Annotated in this window: 10 protein-coding genes; 4 read left to right on the top strand and 6 right to left on the bottom strand. The window is 48.3% G+C overall.

Annotation, left to right across the window (positions count from 1 at the left end; genetic code table 11):
- Positions 1–9 precede the first annotated feature (9 nt).
- The 3 genes from FXF61_RS04645 to metH form a co-directional block, all read right to left on the bottom strand.
- Positions 10–510, bottom strand: coding sequence for a DUF934 domain-containing protein (locus FXF61_RS04645; protein ID WP_151184159.1), 501 nt, complete (start codon positions 508–510; stop codon positions 10–12).
- Positions 494–2,152, bottom strand: a complete 1,659-nt coding sequence (locus tag FXF61_RS04650; protein ID WP_151184160.1) for a nitrite/sulfite reductase — start codon at positions 2,150–2,152, stop codon at positions 494–496. The genes FXF61_RS04645 and FXF61_RS04650 overlap by 17 nt, the downstream gene beginning before the upstream one ends.
- Positions 2,153–2,357: 205 nt before the next feature.
- Positions 2,358–6,050 carry a methionine synthase gene (metH, locus tag FXF61_RS04655; RefSeq protein WP_151184161.1) on the bottom strand — a complete coding sequence of 1,231 codons (3,693 nt, stop codon included), beginning with the start codon at positions 6,048–6,050 and terminating at the stop codon, positions 2,358–2,360.
- A 187-nt stretch (positions 6,051–6,237) separates the two neighbouring features.
- Here metH and FXF61_RS04660 point away from each other — a divergent pair, with 187 nt between their 5' ends.
- Positions 6,238–8,514, top strand: a complete 2,277-nt coding sequence (locus FXF61_RS04660) for a fatty acid cis/trans isomerase (protein ID WP_151184162.1) — start codon at positions 6,238–6,240, stop codon at positions 8,512–8,514.
- 129 nt (positions 8,515–8,643) lie between these two features.
- On the opposite strand, the gene FXF61_RS04665 is transcribed toward FXF61_RS04660, so the two are convergent.
- On the bottom strand, positions 8,644–10,572 hold the full coding sequence (locus FXF61_RS04665; RefSeq protein WP_151184163.1) for a transglycosylase SLT domain-containing protein: 1,929 nt from the start codon (positions 10,570–10,572) through the stop codon (positions 8,644–8,646).
- 181 nt (positions 10,573–10,753) lie between these two features.
- Between FXF61_RS04665 and FXF61_RS04670 the strand changes: the two genes are divergently transcribed.
- Complete coding sequence (locus tag FXF61_RS04670) at positions 10,754–12,682, top strand: ATP-binding cassette domain-containing protein (protein ID WP_151184164.1); 1,929 nt, start codon at positions 10,754–10,756, stop codon at positions 12,680–12,682.
- A gap of 21 nt (positions 12,683–12,703) precedes the next feature.
- Positions 12,704–13,375, top strand: coding sequence for a hypothetical protein (locus FXF61_RS04675; protein WP_151184165.1), 672 nt, complete (start codon positions 12,704–12,706; stop codon positions 13,373–13,375).
- Between the two features lie 59 nt (positions 13,376–13,434).
- Here the strand turns inward: FXF61_RS04675 and FXF61_RS04680 are convergent, their stop codons facing one another.
- A complete protein-coding gene (locus FXF61_RS04680) occupies positions 13,435–13,884 on the bottom strand; it encodes a universal stress protein (protein ID WP_151184166.1) in 450 nt (149 codons plus the stop codon).
- 50 nt (positions 13,885–13,934) lie between these two features.
- On the bottom strand, positions 13,935–14,765 hold the full coding sequence (locus tag FXF61_RS04685; protein ID WP_151184167.1) for a hypothetical protein: 831 nt from the start codon (positions 14,763–14,765) through the stop codon (positions 13,935–13,937).
- A 444-nt stretch (positions 14,766–15,209) separates the two neighbouring features.
- Between FXF61_RS04685 and fadB the strand changes: the two genes are divergently transcribed.
- A complete protein-coding gene (fadB, locus tag FXF61_RS04690) occupies positions 15,210–17,357 on the top strand; it encodes a fatty acid oxidation complex subunit alpha FadB (protein ID WP_151186011.1) in 2,148 nt (715 codons plus the stop codon).
- The last annotated feature ends 7 nt before the right edge of the window (positions 17,358–17,364 follow it).

Raw genomic sequence — 17,364 nt, forward strand, 5'->3', positions numbered from 1 at the left:
ATAGGGTTTTTAGGCTGCTCTGCGGCGATATAAAGGTAAACCATCTTGATCGCAGGCACCCTGATAGGTTACTGATAACTCGGTGAGACCTTGCAGTGCATCAATTGGGCAGCGATCAGCGCGCACGGCATAGGCGTCAAATCCGCAGCGTTGCATGAAGAACAATTGGTCGCGAAACACATCGCCAATGGCCCTGATTTCACCAGTATATGCATAGCGTTCACGTAATAAGCGTGCGCTACTGAAGTGTCTGCCATCGGTGAAAACTGGAAAGTTCAAAGCAATCACAGAGAAATGAGCCAAGTCATCAACTAAGTCTTCAATAATGTCATGTGCTTCAAGCCATACCCCTAAAGCCTTTACATGCTTTAGTTCGCTTTTGTTTTGTTGCCACAGCGAAAAAGGAATAATGGCTGAGGGCGTTTGCAGAGCCTGATCAAGCTGCGCCTCGCTGCTTAACAATGTCCATTGGTCGTTAATAACTTGGGTGTTTTTAATGATTGCTCGCATACACACGCTCCTTAAATTTTTCAATGCCAATGCGTTTGTAGGTATCAATAAAGTGCTCTTCTTCAGTGCGTTGCTCAATATAAACATCAATCAACTGGCTGATCACATCAGGTATCGCCTCTTGGGCAAACGAAGGGCCAAGAATTTTTCCTAAGCTGGCTTCACGGCCGCCATTGCCACCGATTGAAACTTGATAAAATTCAGCACCTTTCTTGTCGACGCCTAAAATACCAATATGACCAATATGGTGATGACCACAGGCATTCATACAGCCGGAAATATTCAGGTCAAGATCACCAATATCAAATAAGTAATCCAGGTTTTCAAAGCGTTCTTGAATGGCTTCTGCTACGGGAATTGACTTAGCATTGGCCAAAGCGCAAAAGTCACCGCCAGGGCAGCAGATAATATCGTTCAGTAAACCGATATTGGGCGTGGCAAAACCGTGCTCACGTAATTGCTGCCAGAGTTCAAAAAGCTTACTCTGCTCAACATCGGCGAGTACGATATTTTGCTCATGCGTGTTGCGTACTTCTGAGAAGCTGTATGTATCAGCGAGATCTGCAATGGTGTCGAGCTGCTTATCAGTAACATCACCGGGTGCGATACCGGTTTTTTTCAAGGATAAGGTCACCGCAGCGTAGCCAGGTTTTTTATGCGCAACCACGTTACGATTGCGCCAGCGAGCAAAACCTGGGTGTTCAGCATCCAGCGCCGCCAGAGCTTCTTCCTGATCGGTTAGCGTGCGGTAAGCTGGATCGCTAAAGTGTTTAGCTACGCGTTGCACTTCTTCTTCAGTTAGGGTTATAGGGCCGTTTTTCAAATGCGCCCATTCTTCAGCAACCCGCTCTGCAAACACGGCAGGAGTCAGTGCTTTTACTAATATTTTGATGCGAGCTTTGAATTTGTTATCGCGACGTCCAAAGCGGTTGTAGACACGCACTATAGCTTCTAAGTAGCCGAGCAGGTGCTGCCAAGGTAAAAACTCGTTAATGCAGCTGCCAACAATGGGGGTACGCCCTAAGCCACCGCCGACTAATACACGAAAGCCCAGCTCGCCAGCCTCGTTGATGACTGCGTCAAGGCCAATATCGTGTACTTCAATTGCTGTACGATCCTGTGTGCAGCCGTTCACCGCAATTTTAAACTTACGCGGTAAGCGAGCAAATTCAGGATGAAAAGTTGACCACTGACGAATAATTTCACACCAGGGACGCGGGTCAACTTGTTCGTCACGTGCCACGCCAGCAAATTGGTCGGTGGTGGTGTTGCGAATACAGTTGCCGCTGGTTTGAATGGCGTGCATTTGCACGCTGGCCAATTCTTCTAAAATATCAGGTACATCTTCTAACGCAGGCCAGTTCAGCTGAACGTTGGTGCGTGTGGTGATATGTGCATAGCTTTTATCGTACTTGCGGGTGATGTGTGCGAGCATGCGCAGTTGCTTGCTCGCCAGCAAACCGTAGGGTACAGCAATACGCAGCATCGGTGCATGGCGCTGTACGTACAGGCCGTTTTGCAGGCGCAATGGGAGGAATTCATCTTCAGTGAGTTCGCCAGCAAAATAACGGCGGGTTTGATCGCGAAATTGGCGCACGCGATCTTCAACAATTTGCTGATCGTATTGGTCGTAAATATACATGGTTGTCCCTGTATCAAGCTGCTGTAAGCGTCTGGCACTGAGCGCAGAATTGTCGCTACAGTAGCAATCATTGCTTATGCGATAAAGTAATTATTTATCATAAGATGATTTCTTTTTGATATAAGGGTGTTCGTAGTGCTGGTTTGCTAAGAGCCTTGGCATATGTGTTACGGGCGGCCTCAGAGCCGCCCGTAATATAAAGGATTTACTCGTTGTAGCCTAAGGCAGGGCTTAGCCAGCGTTCGGTGTACTCTAGGTCTTTGTTACGGCGTTTTGCGTAGCTTTCCACCTGGTCTTTATCGATTTTGCCCACGGCAAAGTAGTTGGCATTGGGGTGGGCAAAATACCAGCCACTGACGGCTGCGGTTGGATACATTGCATAGTGCTCGGTTAAGCTGACACCGAAGTCTTGCTTGGGATCGAGCAGTTCAAACAGCGTGCCTTTCTCGGTGTGATCAGGGCAGGCTGGGTAGCCCGGTGCCGGACGAATACCTTTGTACTTCTCGCGAATCAGCTCATCGTTGCTGAGCGCTTCGTCTGTGTCATAACCCCAGTAGGTGGTGCGCACCTGTTGATGCAGCCACTCGGCACAGGCTTCTGCTAAACGGTCCGCCAGCGCTTGCACCATGATCGCATTGTAGTCATCGCCTTGCGCTTGATAGGACTTAGCCAGTTCATCCACACCAATTCCAGCAGTGACAATAAAGCCGCCAATATAGTCAGTCACGCCGCTGTCTTTTGGCGCGACAAAATCAGATAGACACATATTGGGTTTGCCATTGGCAGTTTCAATTTGTTGACGCAGATGATGCAGCATTGCGATAGGCTGACCGGCATCATCGTACAATTCAATGTCATCATGATTGACTTGATTAGCGGGCCAAAATGCAAAGGTGGCACGCGCTTCAATCAGCTTTTCATCAGTCATTTTCTTCAGTAAGACCTGCGCTTCATCAAACAAGTTTTGCGCAGCCTCACCGACCACCTCATCTTTGAAAATACGAGGGTATTTACCAACCAAGTTCCACGAGATAAAGAAGGGTGTCCAGTCGATGTATTCAGTCAGTACAGCCAAGTCAATATTGTACAGGCGCTGGGTGCCTGTCACATTGGGCTTGGGTGCTTGATAGTCTTCCCATTGGAATTTGGGCTTATTGGCTAAGGCTTGCTCGTAGGTCAGACGTTTGGTGCGCACGGTACGTGCGGCGATACGCTCGCGCATTTGTGCGTATTCTTCACGGATCTTACGGGTGTACTCAGGTTTGAGCTCTTTTGACAGTAGGGTGGTCACCACGCCAACCGCGCGCGAGGCGTCTGTTACATAGATCACAGCATCATTGCTGTAGTTGGGATCAACTTTGACCGCAGTGTGCGCTTTAGAGGTGGTTGCACCACCAATCAACAAGGGCAGATGAAAATCTTGGCGCTGCATTTCTTTGGCGACGTTGACCATTTCATCCAGTGACGGAGTGATCAGACCAGATAAACCAATAATGTCGCATTTTTCAGCAATGGCGGTTTTTAGAATTTTATCCGCAGGCACCATTACCCCAAGATCAACGATATCGTAGCCATTACAGCCCAGCACCACGGCAACAATATTCTTACCAATATCGTGTACGTCGCCCTTGACTGTGGCCATTAAAACCTTGCCCTTGGCTTCGGGCTTGTCGCCTTTTTCAGCATCAATAAAGGGCACTAAATGGGCTACCGCTTGTTTCATTACGCGCGCCGATTTAACCACTTGCGGTAAAAACATTTTGCCGCTGCCAAACAAGTCACCAACGATGTTCATTCCCGACATCAGTGGTCCTTCGATCACCTCAATTGGGCGCGCAAATTGTTGGCGGCACTCCTCGGTGTCTTCCACAATCCATTGGGTGATACCTTTAACTAGCGCATGCTCAAGACGCTGATTAACAGGAAGGCTACGCCATTCTTCTGTTTCAACTTCTTTAACTGAGCCATCGCCGCGGTAGTCTTCAGCAATTGCCAGTAAAGCTTCAGTCGCCCCTGGGTGACAATTGAGAATTACATCCTCAACTTTTTCCCGTAGCGCGCTAGGGATTTGATCGTAAATCTCTAATTGACCTGCGTTTACAATTCCCATATTCAAGCCGCTCTGAATGGCGTGATAGAGGAAAACAGAGTGGATTGCTTCACGTACTGGGTTATTACCGCGAAATGAGAAGGATACGTTAGAGACACCGCCCGAGGTCAAAGCGTGTGGAAGGTTGTCGCGAATCCATGCGCAGGCTTCAATAAAATCGACGGCGTAGTTGTTGTGCTCTTCAATCCCAGTGGCCACAGCAAAGATATTGGGGTCAAAAATAATATCTTCCGGCGGGAAACCGACTTGGTTAACCAAAATATCGTAGGAGCGCGCACAGATTTCTTGTTTGCGTGCTGCGGTATCGGCCTGGCCTTGCTCATCAAAGGCCATCACAACAACGGCAGCACCATAGCGGCGGCACAGTTTGGCATGCTTAATAAACTCGTCCACACCTTCTTTCATCGAGATGGAGTTGACGATGCCTTTACCTTGAATACACTTTAGGCCCGCCTCGATAATGTCCCATTTGGATGAGTCAATCATGATCGGTACGCGCGAAATATCAGGCTCGCCGGCGATTAAGTTGAGGAAGGTCACCATCGCTGCTTTGGAATCCAGCATGCCTTCGTCCATGTTGATATCAATCACCTGAGCGCCAGACTCAACCTGCTGCAGAGCAACGGCCAGTGCCTCAGTGTAATTGTCTTCACGGATCAGGCGGGCAAAGCGTGCGGAACCGGTGATATTGGTGCGCTCACCAACGTTGACAAACAACGAATTGCGATCAATGGTGAAGGGCTCTAAACCAGATAAGCGGCAGGCTTTAGGAATATCTGGAATCACCCGCGGTGGGTACTTAGCCACTTTCTCAGCAATGGCGCGAATATGCTCAGGCGTGGTACCGCAGCAGCCACCAACGATATTGAGAAAGCCCGAGGCGGCAAACTCTTCAATCATGGCTGCGGTTTCTGCTGGAGTTTCGTCGTATTCAGCGAAGGCGTTGGGCAAGCCGGCATTGGGGTGCGCAGACACGTAGGTGTCGGCTTTTTCCGAGAGCTCTTGCAGGTAAGGGCGCAGCTCTTTGGCGCCCAGCGCGCAGTTTAAGCCGACCGATATAGGCTTGCAGTGACGGATCGAGTTCCAGAAGGCTTCTGTGGTTTGCCCAGACAAGGTGCGTCCCGAGGCATCAGTGATGGTGCCGGAGATCATAATCGGCAGGGTCACATCCAACTCTTCGAATACGCCTTGTACAGCAAAAATAGCAGCTTTGGCATTGAGCGTATCGAAAATGGTTTCGATCATAATAATGTCGGCGCCACCGTTAATCAGGCCGCGCGTAGCTTCGCTGTAGTTCTCAACCAAAATATCGAAGGTGACGTTACGAAAGCCTGGGTTATTCACGTCCGGTGATAATGAACAGGTGCGACTGGTTGGGCCCAGCACACCGGCCACAAAACGTGGTTTATCTGGCGTCTCTAGGGTTTTTGCATCAGCCACTTCGCGGGCAATGCGTGCACCTTCAAAGTTCAACTCATAAGCAATGGCCTCAAGACCATAATCCGCTTGTGAGATTTGGGTTGAGTTGAAGGTGTTGGTTTCTAAAATATCAGCACCGGCATCCAAGTAGGCTTTTTCAATTTCTTGAATCAGCTTGGCTTGGGTCAGAATCAATAGGTCGTTGTTGCCTTGTAAGTCTTGCGGCCAATCAGCAAAGCGTTCGCCACGAAAGTCGTCTTCAGTAAACTTATAGCTTTGAATCATTGTCCCCATACCACCATCGAGCACTAGAATGCGCTGCTTTAATGCTTCTTGAAGGGCGTGTTGACGATCTAAAGGGTTGGCCATGCGTATTTACCTAATCAATGCTGTGCAAACATAAAGTCAGCAATGATAGCAAAACATCTGCATCTTGAGTGAGATGCAGGGACATTAAGTGCCTTTGAGTTTTTGTATATCTTCAATAGATGCAGCGTTGCACTGGATTTATTGATATGTTTCGTTTTTATATTATTAATTAATAAGTTGCTAACTTATGAGAGCGTTGTATTTAGGGTTATTAAGTGTTGTTTTTAGTCAGACATTACTTGCCAATCAAACAGTCTATAGTGAACAAATCCAACCGATATTTACCGAAAAATGCGTCGCTTGTCATGCCTGCTATGATGCGCCGTGCCAGTTGAACTTAGGCAGTGGCGAAGGGCTTGAGCGCGGTGCACATAAACTGCCAATCTATAATGGTGGGCGTAGACAAGCGCAAGACACTACACGCATCTTTATGGATGCGCACAGTGTAGATGGTTGGCGTAAAAAAGACTTTTTTGATGTCTTGGGTGATGGTCAGCCGCAAGCGGCGCTTTTAGCTAAGATGCTCGAGTTGGGTCGCCAAGAGCCGTTTGAGCCGAACAGCCGCTTACCTGATGATTTAGATATTGGTATTTTGCGCGATAACCAGTGTGCTAAGCCTGAAGAGTTTGCGCAGTTTGCCCAAGACAATCCGCACAGTGGTATGCCCTTTGCGGTGACCGGTTTAAACGATGCAGAATACAGTCGTATTGAGCAGTGGTTGCAGGCCGGTGCGCAGGTAGATTGGCAGCCTTGGACTGCCAATGACATAGAGCAGCAGCAAATTGAGCAATGGGAAAGCTTTTTAAATGCTTCAGGTGCGCGCGAGTCCATTGTTAGCCGTTGGTTATTTGAGCATTTGTTTCTGGCGCATATTCATTTCTCAGCAGGTGATGAAAAGCACTTTTTCCGTTTGCTGCGTTCGCGCACGCCAAGTGGTGAGGCAGTGCGTGAAATTTCAACGCGGCGGCCCAATGATGATCCTGGGGTGCAAATGTACTACCGCTTTGTGCCTGTGGCTGATGTGATCGTGCACAAAACTCATATCACCTATGAGATGAGCCCTGAAAAGCTTGAACGGGTGAAGTCACTGTTTTTAAGTGATAACTGGAGTACCAATAAAGTCCCTGGTTATGGTGCTTTCTCGCGCAGTAACCCATTTGCCACCTTCGCTGCGATTCCTGCGCAAGCACGCTATCAATTTATGCTTGATGATGCTGAGTTTTTTGTGCGCACCTTTATTCGTGGGCCGGTGTGTCGTGGTCAAATTGCCACAGATGTGATTCGCGATAAGTTTTGGGCGTTTTTTCAAGATCCAGAGCATGATGTGTTTATTACAGACCCCGAATATCGACGTAAGGTGACGCCTTTACTGGCCATGCCAGGGCAGTTTGATGACATCAGTGACTTGCTAGGGTTTTGGGGGCGCTATAAGAAAAAACGTAATGCCTATGAAGATTTACGCCGTAAACGCTATAAAGATGCCGAACGACCAGACTGGACGCATATTTGGGCGGGCAATGATCAGGCACTGCTCAGTATCTTTCGCCAGCATGACAGTGCTAGCGTGCGCAAAGGCTTAATTGGTAGCGTGCCGCAAACCATGTGGCTGATGGATTTTCCATTACTGGAGCGCACTTATTATCAATTAGTTGTTAATTTTGATGTGTTTGGCAGTGTCTCACATCAGGCACAAACTCGGCTGTATTTCGACTTGATTCGTAATGGTTCTGAAGTGAATTTCTTACGCTTAATGCCACGCAAAGTGCGCGACAAAGTGCTCAAAGATTGGTACCAGCGCAGTGGTAAGGTCAAACTTTGGCTTGATTACACTAAAATTGATCACAGCACTAAAAGTGCGCTTGGTTTACCTGAGGTGAAGAGTGTTGGCGTGTTTGCTGAGCGCGCTTTGCAACGTTTCGCTGACATCAATGCGCGGGTTGATCCGATTAATCGCTGCTTTACTGCATTTTGTCACCGCGAAGGGCTCAGCCGTGATGCCGCTGCTGTTGAACAGGCGTTATCACGCTTAAGTAACCGCCCAGCAGCAGGCTTTAAGGCGATCAATTTCTTGCCTGAGGCGAGCATGCTGCGTGTTGAGTTCAGTAACGGTGAACGTGAAGTGTACAGCCTGTTACGTGACCGCGCGCACAGCAATGTGGCCTTTATGCTGGGTGAGCAATACCGTTATCAGCCGGGGTTGGATACTTTAACTGTCTACCCTGAGGTGCTCAGCAGTTACCCCAACTTTATCTTTAATGTCAAAGCCGAAGCTGTACCGGCTTTTGTCATGGCACTGCAGCAGGTCAGTGATGAAAAAAGTTTTCGTAAGGTGGTTGAACACTGGGGTATTCGCCGCACGCACCCAGAGTTTTGGCAGTACTTTCATGACCTAACTGAGCATATTCGTGAGCGCGAACCGCTTGAGGCAGGTGTGCTGGATATGAACCGTTATGAGAATTTATAATGCGGGCTGATAGCAATGTATGACATTGCAGCTGTACGTTATAAGCCCCTGCTTAGCACATCATATTAAGTCGGGGCTTATAGTAGAGTGGTCAACGTTATTGCTGATTAACACCGTTGTTGATCAAAGCTATTGCTCATCAAAAAAGCGTTCGTGCCACTCCACTAACGGTACCGGTACATTAAGCTTCTCACCGTAGATCACCGAATAGGTCAGTACGTTTTGTACATATAGACGAGTTTCATCAAAGGGAATGCTTTCCACCCAAACATCATAGGGTAAGTGCTTGGCATCACGCAGCCACTGGCGCACACGGCCGGGGCCAGCGTTGTAGGCGGCAGACGCCAAGACACGGTTACCTTTAAACTGCCCTAGCACTTGGCTTAAGTAGGCGGTGCCCAATTGAATGTTGGTTGATGGATTCACTGCGCTGCGTGGATTGGCTAAAGGGATACCATAGCGCTGCGCTGTTTCTTTGGCGGTAGCTGGCATCAATTGCATTAAGCCCATTGCACCCACATGGGATTTAGCTTGAACCATAAAAGCGCTTTCTTGGCGCGTTACCGCAAAAGCCCAACTGGAATGGATGCCACGGGTTTTTGACTCTGCAACAAAGTTTTGTTGGTGCGCCATGGGGAAGCGTATTTCGAGATCATCCCAATATTGTGCCTTGGTGATGGTGCGAATGGCTGGAAAATACCAGCCCATGTCATAGGCGATACGGGCTTGCGCGACCAGCTCATCACGGCTTAAAAAGTTACTTAGGTGATACCATTCGCGATGTGCCTCAGTGATCTCGTCACGCGCATTAAACTCCAAAGCCCGCTGTAAACCGGCGGCGTTACGTACTTTTTGTATGGTTTTAGGCTGCAGCTGTAAAGCCTGGTGCTTTAGATGGTAGGGCTGCTCACTGCGGTCAGCAGCCATAAAGCCATAAAAGTCGCGCTCACGTGCTAAAGGCTGGTACATCAGTAAAGGTTGCTGGCTGTTGGGTTGCGCCAGTTGCAAACTGCGCGCCTGCCAGTAGCGCCAACGGTTAGTGCTGCTCAACTCTTCGGGCAATTGACGGGTTAGCTGGTAGGCTTCATTCCAGCGCCCTAAGCGCAGTAATAAACGTGCGCGCCATTCAGTTAAATTAGTGTTTTTAAGCTGCGGATCGTATTTTTGCATGACTGCTAAGGCGCGCGGATCAAAGCGCTTGGCTAAACGTAAGCCAATATCATTGGCCAGCGCCAGTTGATCATCAGCGCTGAAGTTGATGCCTTTAGCATAATGCTCAAGCAAGCGCAGGCTGGTGTCTAAATCTTCTCTAGCGAGTTTGCGTAGGCCCAGGGCAATCACTGCTGCGCTGATGTTGTCGCGAGCAGTAAAGCGTTCGGTTTGCTTGAGCAGGCTTGGCTTTTTCGCCACGTCAATCAGCAGCTTGCCTTTTTCTTGTTGGCTGCTCAGCAGCGTGACTAAGTATTGTGCTACACCGTAGTTGCCAGCATCGGTTGCCAGCATCAGGCGTTGCCAGATTTTATCTTCGCTCATGTGTCCGGCAGCGCGCCAGCTAGCAAATAGGGGGTCGCAGGCATTGGGCTGTGATTGCGCGCTGAGCCACAGTTTTTCAGCACTGGCGTATGCGCCAGGAGCTTGGCCGTGTTGCAATTGGTAGTGAGCAAAATGGCAATCCAGCTCAGTGAAGTTCAAGTCTGGGCTGTAATACTTTAAAAATAACGACCAATGCTGACGCTCGCTGAGTAGGCGTAGCCAGCGCAGTTTCATCCACCTGATATGCGGTAGATCACCGTGCTCAAGTAGAAATTTCTCAATATCATCGCTGCTTGCAGTTTTTAAGCGTTGAGTGAGCTCGTCATAGGCCAGGTAAGGCGTCAACGGATAGTCACGCAGTGCTGAGCGGTTATTTAAATACACTGAAGCATCGTTTTTGCTCAGTGCTAGCTTTGCTTGATTATAGAGCGTGCGCTGTTGTTGCAAGGTGGCGGCGCTGGCCATTGATACGCTATGGCCGAGAGCGACAAACAAAATAAGTGGTAATAGATATCGACTGCGCATAAAAAACCCTGAAAAAAATGCCCAGTAATACGCCAATAGACAACAGGTCCAGAGACGAAGGCAGCATAGCTTAGCTGCTTGTGTACAGCGGTGATAGGGGGGAGCGGGCTGCTAAATGCAGATATCCAACGAATCCTAGCGTGAAGCTGTACAATACCTCGCAGATTTTAGGAGAACGACAATGACTTTGCTCAAATTAACTCAAGTATCACTTGCCTACGGTGCGACACCTCTTTTGGAAGGGGTGTCATGGCAGATTGCGCGCGGCGAGCGCGTGTGCATCATTGGCCGCAATGGTACGGGCAAGTCAAGTATGTTGCACTTGGTTAAAGGTGCACGTTTGCCGGACAGCGGTGAAGTCTGGCGCGCGCCAGGTTTGAAGATTGGTGAGCTGCCGCAAGAGCTGCCACCTGCTGATGATCGCTCTATCTTTGATGTGGTATCAGATGGGCTTGACGGTGTTGGTGCGCTGTTGGCTGAGTTTCATCATATCAGTCAAAACATTCACACCGATGAAGATTTAAATAAGATGATGCACGTGCAGCAAGAGCTAGAAGCGCGTGATGGCTGGCGCTTGCAGCAATTGGTTGATAGCACCTTAAGTCGCTTGCAGCTGCCTGCCGATAAGAAAATGAATGAATTATCCGGTGGCTGGCGTCGTCGTGTATTGCTGGCGCAAGCATTGGTGGCGGAGCCTGATTTGCTGCTGCTTGATGAGCCGACCAACCACTTGGACATTGGTGCAATTGCTTGGCTGGAAGACGCACTATTAAATTTTACCGGTGCAGTACTCTTTATTACCCACGACCGAGCATTTTTGCAAAACTTAGCCACACGTATTTTCGAGCTGGATCGCGGCCATTTGATTGATTGGGATGGCGATTATGCTAGTTTTTTAGTGCATAAGGAGCAACAACTGGCGGCAGAAGAGACTGCTAACGCGCTGTTTGATAAAAAACTGGCGCAAGAAGAAGTTTGGATTCGCCAAGGCATTAAAGCACGCCGTACTCGCAATGAAGGCCGTGTGCGTGAGCTTAAAGCCTTGCGTGTTGAGCGCAGTCAGCGTCGTGAGCGGCAAGGCACAGCAAATATTAATATTGGCACTGCAGAAAAATCCGGTAAGCAAGTGATTGTGGTGGATAAAGTCAGCTTTGCGCACCCAGGCGGACCTGAGCTGATTAAAGATTTTTCTATGGTCTTGCAGCGTGGTGATCGTATCGGTTTGCTCGGTGCCAACGGCAGCGGTAAAACCACACTGCTGAAGTTGTTGCTGGGTGATTTACAGCCAACTAAGGGCACTATCGAAGTAGGAACTAAGCTCGAAGTAGCCTACTTTGATCAGCTGCGCCACCAACTTGATCCGGAAAAAACCGTGATTGACAACGTGGGTGAAGGCAGTGACACCATCATGATTAATGGGCAAAGCAAGCATGTGCTGAGCTATTTGGGTGATTTCTTATTCAGCCCGCAACGTGCGCGTACCCCAGTTAAAGCATTGTCCGGTGGTGAGCGTGCACGCTTACTGCTGGCCAAATTATTTACCCGGCCGGCCAATTTATTGGTACTCGATGAGCCAACCAACGACCTCGATGTGGAGACACTCGAACTGTTGGAAGAAGTGTTGATGGAATTCAAAGGTACAGTGCTGATTGTCAGTCACGACCGAGCTTTTCTTGATAACGTGGTCACCAGCACTTTGGTCTTTGATGGCACTGGAAAAGTGCGCGAATATGTCGGCGGCTTTGATGATTGGCTCAGGCAAGGCGGTAGCATCAGTCTATTAGGTGTCACTGAAGATCTTGAAGCGCCGCGTGCGGCGACAGTAACTGCGGCAAATAACGATGCAGAGAAAGCTGTCTTGCTCAAAGAAGCAGACGATGACGCAGCACCTAAAAAGAAGCTCAGTTATAAGTTGCAACGCGAGCTGGACGCGATTCCTGAGCAAATCGAAGACTTAGAAACAGAGCTGGAGGCATTGCATCAGCAGGTTTCGCAAGCTGATTTTTATCAGCAGCCTGTGGATGTTACTGAGGCTGTCTTGGCGCATATCAGTACCGTACAAAATCAGCTGGATGGGCTGATTGAGCGCTGGGCTGAGTTAGAAGGTTAAGCACTAATAATGAGGACACCTATGGCTGTAGAGTACCGAATTACGCTGGACGATGAGCATGCGTTTAATTATAAAATTGAACTGGAGCGCGATCAGCTTAGCGCTGTGCAGCAACATGCGCCTCACGAATGGACACGCTTAGAGCATCAGCAGTGTGTTAATTGTCCGTTGCGCAGCAGTGAGCACAGCCATTGTCCGGCTGCGGTTGATCTGCAGGCGGTGGTTGAGGATTTTAGTGGCCTGCCTGCTTTTAAGAAGGCTTGGGTGCATGTGCGTACCTCAGAGCGTGAGTACAGTAAGTTGGTCAATCTGGAGGAAGGCTTACGCTCATTGCTGGGCGTTATTATGGCCACATCAGCTTGTCCTATTTTGGCCCAACTTAAGCCTATGGCGCACAATCACTTACCTTTTGCCAGCAGTAATGAGTTTGCTCTGCGTACAATTTCAATGTACTTGATGAGGGCGCTATTTAATGCGCGCGATGGACAAGAGCCTGATTGGGAGCTGACAGGATTAACAGACGATTTTAAAGCGTTGCAGTTGGTCAATCAGGCGCTCTGGCATCGTATTCATGCAGCCTGTGCAGGAGACACTAATCTAAAAGCGTTTTTAAGTTTTTTTTCCATGTCATCGAGCATGACCTATTCGTTAGAAACGCAGTTACAAAAGATACGTCCCATGGTCATGAACTAATGTTTAAAGGGCATCAAGTTGCTGGCTGTAAGCGAGCGGCTTAGATGCCTTGATTCGTATCACTCGTCTGTGTCATGATCCTTTAGGTCAACTGCCAATACGTCACAGGGCGCACCCGATAACAGGTCATTTGTGGTTGAGCCAAGCAGTAAGGCCAAACCATGGCGACCGTGGCTGCCAACAATAATTAGATCGCAATTGTGCTCTGTGGCCAGCTGATGAATTTCTTTGCGTGGCTGACCAAAACATAAATGGCAATTATTTTCTTTGAGCAGTTGGTGCTGTTCAGCGAGGATGTTGAGTTTTTCTTGCGCTTGCTCGGTCTGCTGCTGCTGCAGCAGCGATAAGTCCATCGGCACGTCACCACCGAAAGCCATCGTTAGCGGCTCAACAACGTGAACCAATGTGGCTTGCGCAGATAAAGCTTGGCAAAGTTTGCTTGCTTTATCCAAAACGCGATGACAATCATCTGTTAGATCAATAGCAATAAGCAGGTGCGAATACGCCATACATGTCTCCGTAGGCGCTCTATGTCGAGGCTCAAAGAGCGCGGCTAAGCTTAAATATTTAAAAGCGCATATTGAGCAGCTACCTGCTCAAGGCCTTGCGTGATACTACGTGCGTATTTATCAATCACGAAAGGTACGCTGTTTTCATTATAATTTTTTAATGAGTTTTCAATGTAGCGCCACTTCACTTCAATTGCACGTAATGATTGCTTGGTGCTGGGGTTATTGCTTGGGTGTTCTTGTAAAAAAGAAAGGTTACGTGCGAATTGTTTGCTGAGCTGATCAAGCGGTTGTTTCTCACCATCAGCAAAAAAAGAGGCGCCAACCGAAGCGCTGCGTGCCGCATAATCTGCGGCAATACCTTGCATCAGCAAACTTTGCTCACGCGCCAACTGTGTTAATTCAGGTGCAGTGTAGTGCTGCTCTTGGCCAATCACGTGCACCAACGCTTCGCTGTTTTTAAGAATGTTGCTGTTTAATGCGGCGAGGTCAGCCACTGGCTGTAGATCACTATAGCCTTGCTCTTGTATGGCACTGATAAGCCTATCAAGTTGTGCGCTGTAGGCGTTAACGTCATTAAGTAATTGTGCTTTTAGATCCTGAGCGCTAGGGCTGTTGGGCGTGGTTAGATTCCGCACGTAGCGAGTGGCTTGGATAGCATTCTCATCGGCTGTTTTTGCATACTGTTGATCTTGCTCTTGTCCATTGAACATATAAAAAGCGCCAATGCTTCGCTGTATCGCTAAGCGCATCTGGAACAGCTGATTGAATGTGTTTTGGCTCTCAGTATAGGCGGGTGGTGCTTGTGTATCAGCGGCGATCAGTGGTGTTGATAGGGTAATGAGCGTGGTTAAACACACTGCGATGACAGGGCTCTTCATGATCGGAAGCTCCAAATATGCGTAATATTTATTGTTTTTATTGAAAGGTGTCGTTGCACCTTTTTCGACTTTACCGCTTCACGCTTTATTTGGCTATAGCTGTAAGCAGGAATGTTGCTTTAGATAAAACTCGGGGCTGCGCATGCGCCAAGTGAATTTTTGTGCCTTATAAAACCAATGACTTGCGACAAAGTGGCACACATTTTAGATATTTCTTCAGGCCTTGTAATTGACAAAGAGGAAAAATTCCCTGAATGTGTGCACACCCCAAATCAAACGGGCGTATGAAATGCATATTGGTAAGGATCTGTGTATTGTATTTGGATACATGGGTCAGCAAGCAAGTATGCTGGTAAGTTCTACACAACGTGCTATGCACATTGTTTAATTGCTGTCAGTGGCCTACGTGTAACTGTTCAGCTTCCATATCGTGGAGATCAGTTGATGATTTACGAAGGTAAAGCCATCACGGTGAAGGCTCTTGAAAGTGGCATCGTCGAATTAAATTTTGACCTCAAGGGCGAGTCCGTCAACAAATTTAACCGCCTTACACTGACCGAGCTGCGTGCTGCAGTCGATGCAATCAAAGCCAATGACGCTGTTAAAGGCGTGGTTGTGACCAGTGCTAAGGATGTATTTATCGTTGGAGCAGATATCACAGAGTTTGTGGATAACTTTAAGCTCTCTGAAGAAGAGCTGGTTGCTGCCAACCTTGAAGTAAACCAAATCTTTAATGATTTTGAAGACTTGGATGTGCCAACCGTTGTCGCAATCAATGGCATCGCCTTAGGCGGTGGTTTTGAAATGTGCTTGGCCGCAGATTATCGCGTCATGGCCGACAGCGCTAAAATTGGTTTGCCAGAAGTTAAGCTGGGTATCTACCCAGGTTTCGGCGGCACGGTGCGCTTAACCCGTGTTGCTGGTGCTGATAATGCCATTGAGTGGATTGCTGCCGGTAAAGAAGCACGTGCAGAAGAAGCCCTAAAGGTAGGTGCTGTGGATGCAGTGGTTACTGCGGATAAATTGTTAGAAGCATCTGTTGATTTAGCTCAGCGTGCGATTGCTGGTGAGCTCGATTACAAAGCAAAGCGTCAGCCTAAACTGGAAAAAATCAAACTCAATGCCATTGAGCAGATGATGAGTTTTGAAACGGCTAAAGGCTTTGTCGCTGGCAAAGCAGGCCCGAACTATCCGGCGCCAGTAGAAGCCATTAAAACCATTCAAAAAGCTGCCAATCATGGCCGCGATAAAGCGTTAGAGCTCGAGGCTAAAGGCTTTGCTAAGCTGGCTAAAACCTCAGTTGCACAAAGCTTGATTGGTCTGTTCTTAAATGACCAAGCCCTGAAGCGTAAAGCTAAAGCACATGAAAAAATTGCGCGAGAGGTCAAACTCTCAGCCGTTTTGGGTGCAGGTATCATGGGTGGCGGTATTGCGTACCAGTCTGCTCTGAAAGGCACACCAATCCTGATGAAGGATATTCGTGAAGAGGGTATTCAGTTAGGTCTTGATGAAGCCGCTAAATTGCTGGTTAAGCGTCTTGAGCGCAAACGTATTGAGCCTGAAGCCATGGCTAAAGCGCTGAATGCGATTCGCCCAACCATGTCCTATGGTGATTTTGGCCATGTTGATATCGTGGTTGAAGCCGTTGTTGAAAACCCCAAAGTTAAGCAAGCAGTGCTGGCTGAAGTTGAGCAGCATGTACGCGAAGACGCTATTCTTGCGTCTAACACCTCGACTATTTCCATCAACTTGCTGGCTAAAGCGCTCAAGCGCCCAGAAAACTTTGTTGGTATGCACTTCTTTAACCCAGTGCACATGATGCCTTTGGTTGAAGTGATTCGTGGTGAGCATTCATCTGACGAAGCGGTCGCAACCACTGTTGCTTATGCGCAAAAAATGGGTAAAAACCCTATTGTTGTCAATGACTGCCCTGGTTTCTTAGTCAACCGCATACTGTTCCCGTACTTCGGTGGTTTTGCCAAGCTGATCAGTGCTGGCGTTGATTTTGTGCGCATTGACAAAGTCATGGAAAAATTCGGCTGGCCGATGGGTCCTGCTTACTTGATGGACGTGGTGGGTATTGATACCGGGCACCATGGCCGTGAAGTGATGGCTGAAGGTTACCCTGATCGTATGAAAGATGATCAGCGTTCTGCAGTGGATGCACTGTATGAAGCCGATCGTTTGGGTCAGAAAAATGGCAAAGGTTTCTATGCCTATGAAACTGATAAGCGCGGCAAGCCAAAGAAAGTCGTGGATGATGCCATTGCTGAAGTTTTGGCGCCGATTGTTTACGAAAAGCGTGAAGTGACAGATGAAGACATCATCAATTGGATGATGATTCCATTGTGCATGGAGACAGTACGTTGCCTTGAGGATGGTATTGTTGACAGCGCTGCAGAAGCAGATATGGGCTTAATTTACGGTATTGGTTTCCCACCTTTCCGTGGTGGTGCCTTGCGTTACATCGACAGCATTGGTGTCGCTGAGTTTGTTGCTTTAGCAGACACATACGCTGACTTGGGTGCGCTGTATCACCCGACCGAGAAATTGCGCGAAATGGCCAAAAACGGTCAAACTTTTTTCGGTTAATCGTGAA

Origin of the sequence: Pseudomonas sp. C27(2019) (assembly GCF_008807395.1) — a bacterium.
Classification (GTDB): Bacteria; Pseudomonadota; Gammaproteobacteria; order Pseudomonadales; family Pseudomonadaceae; genus Denitrificimonas.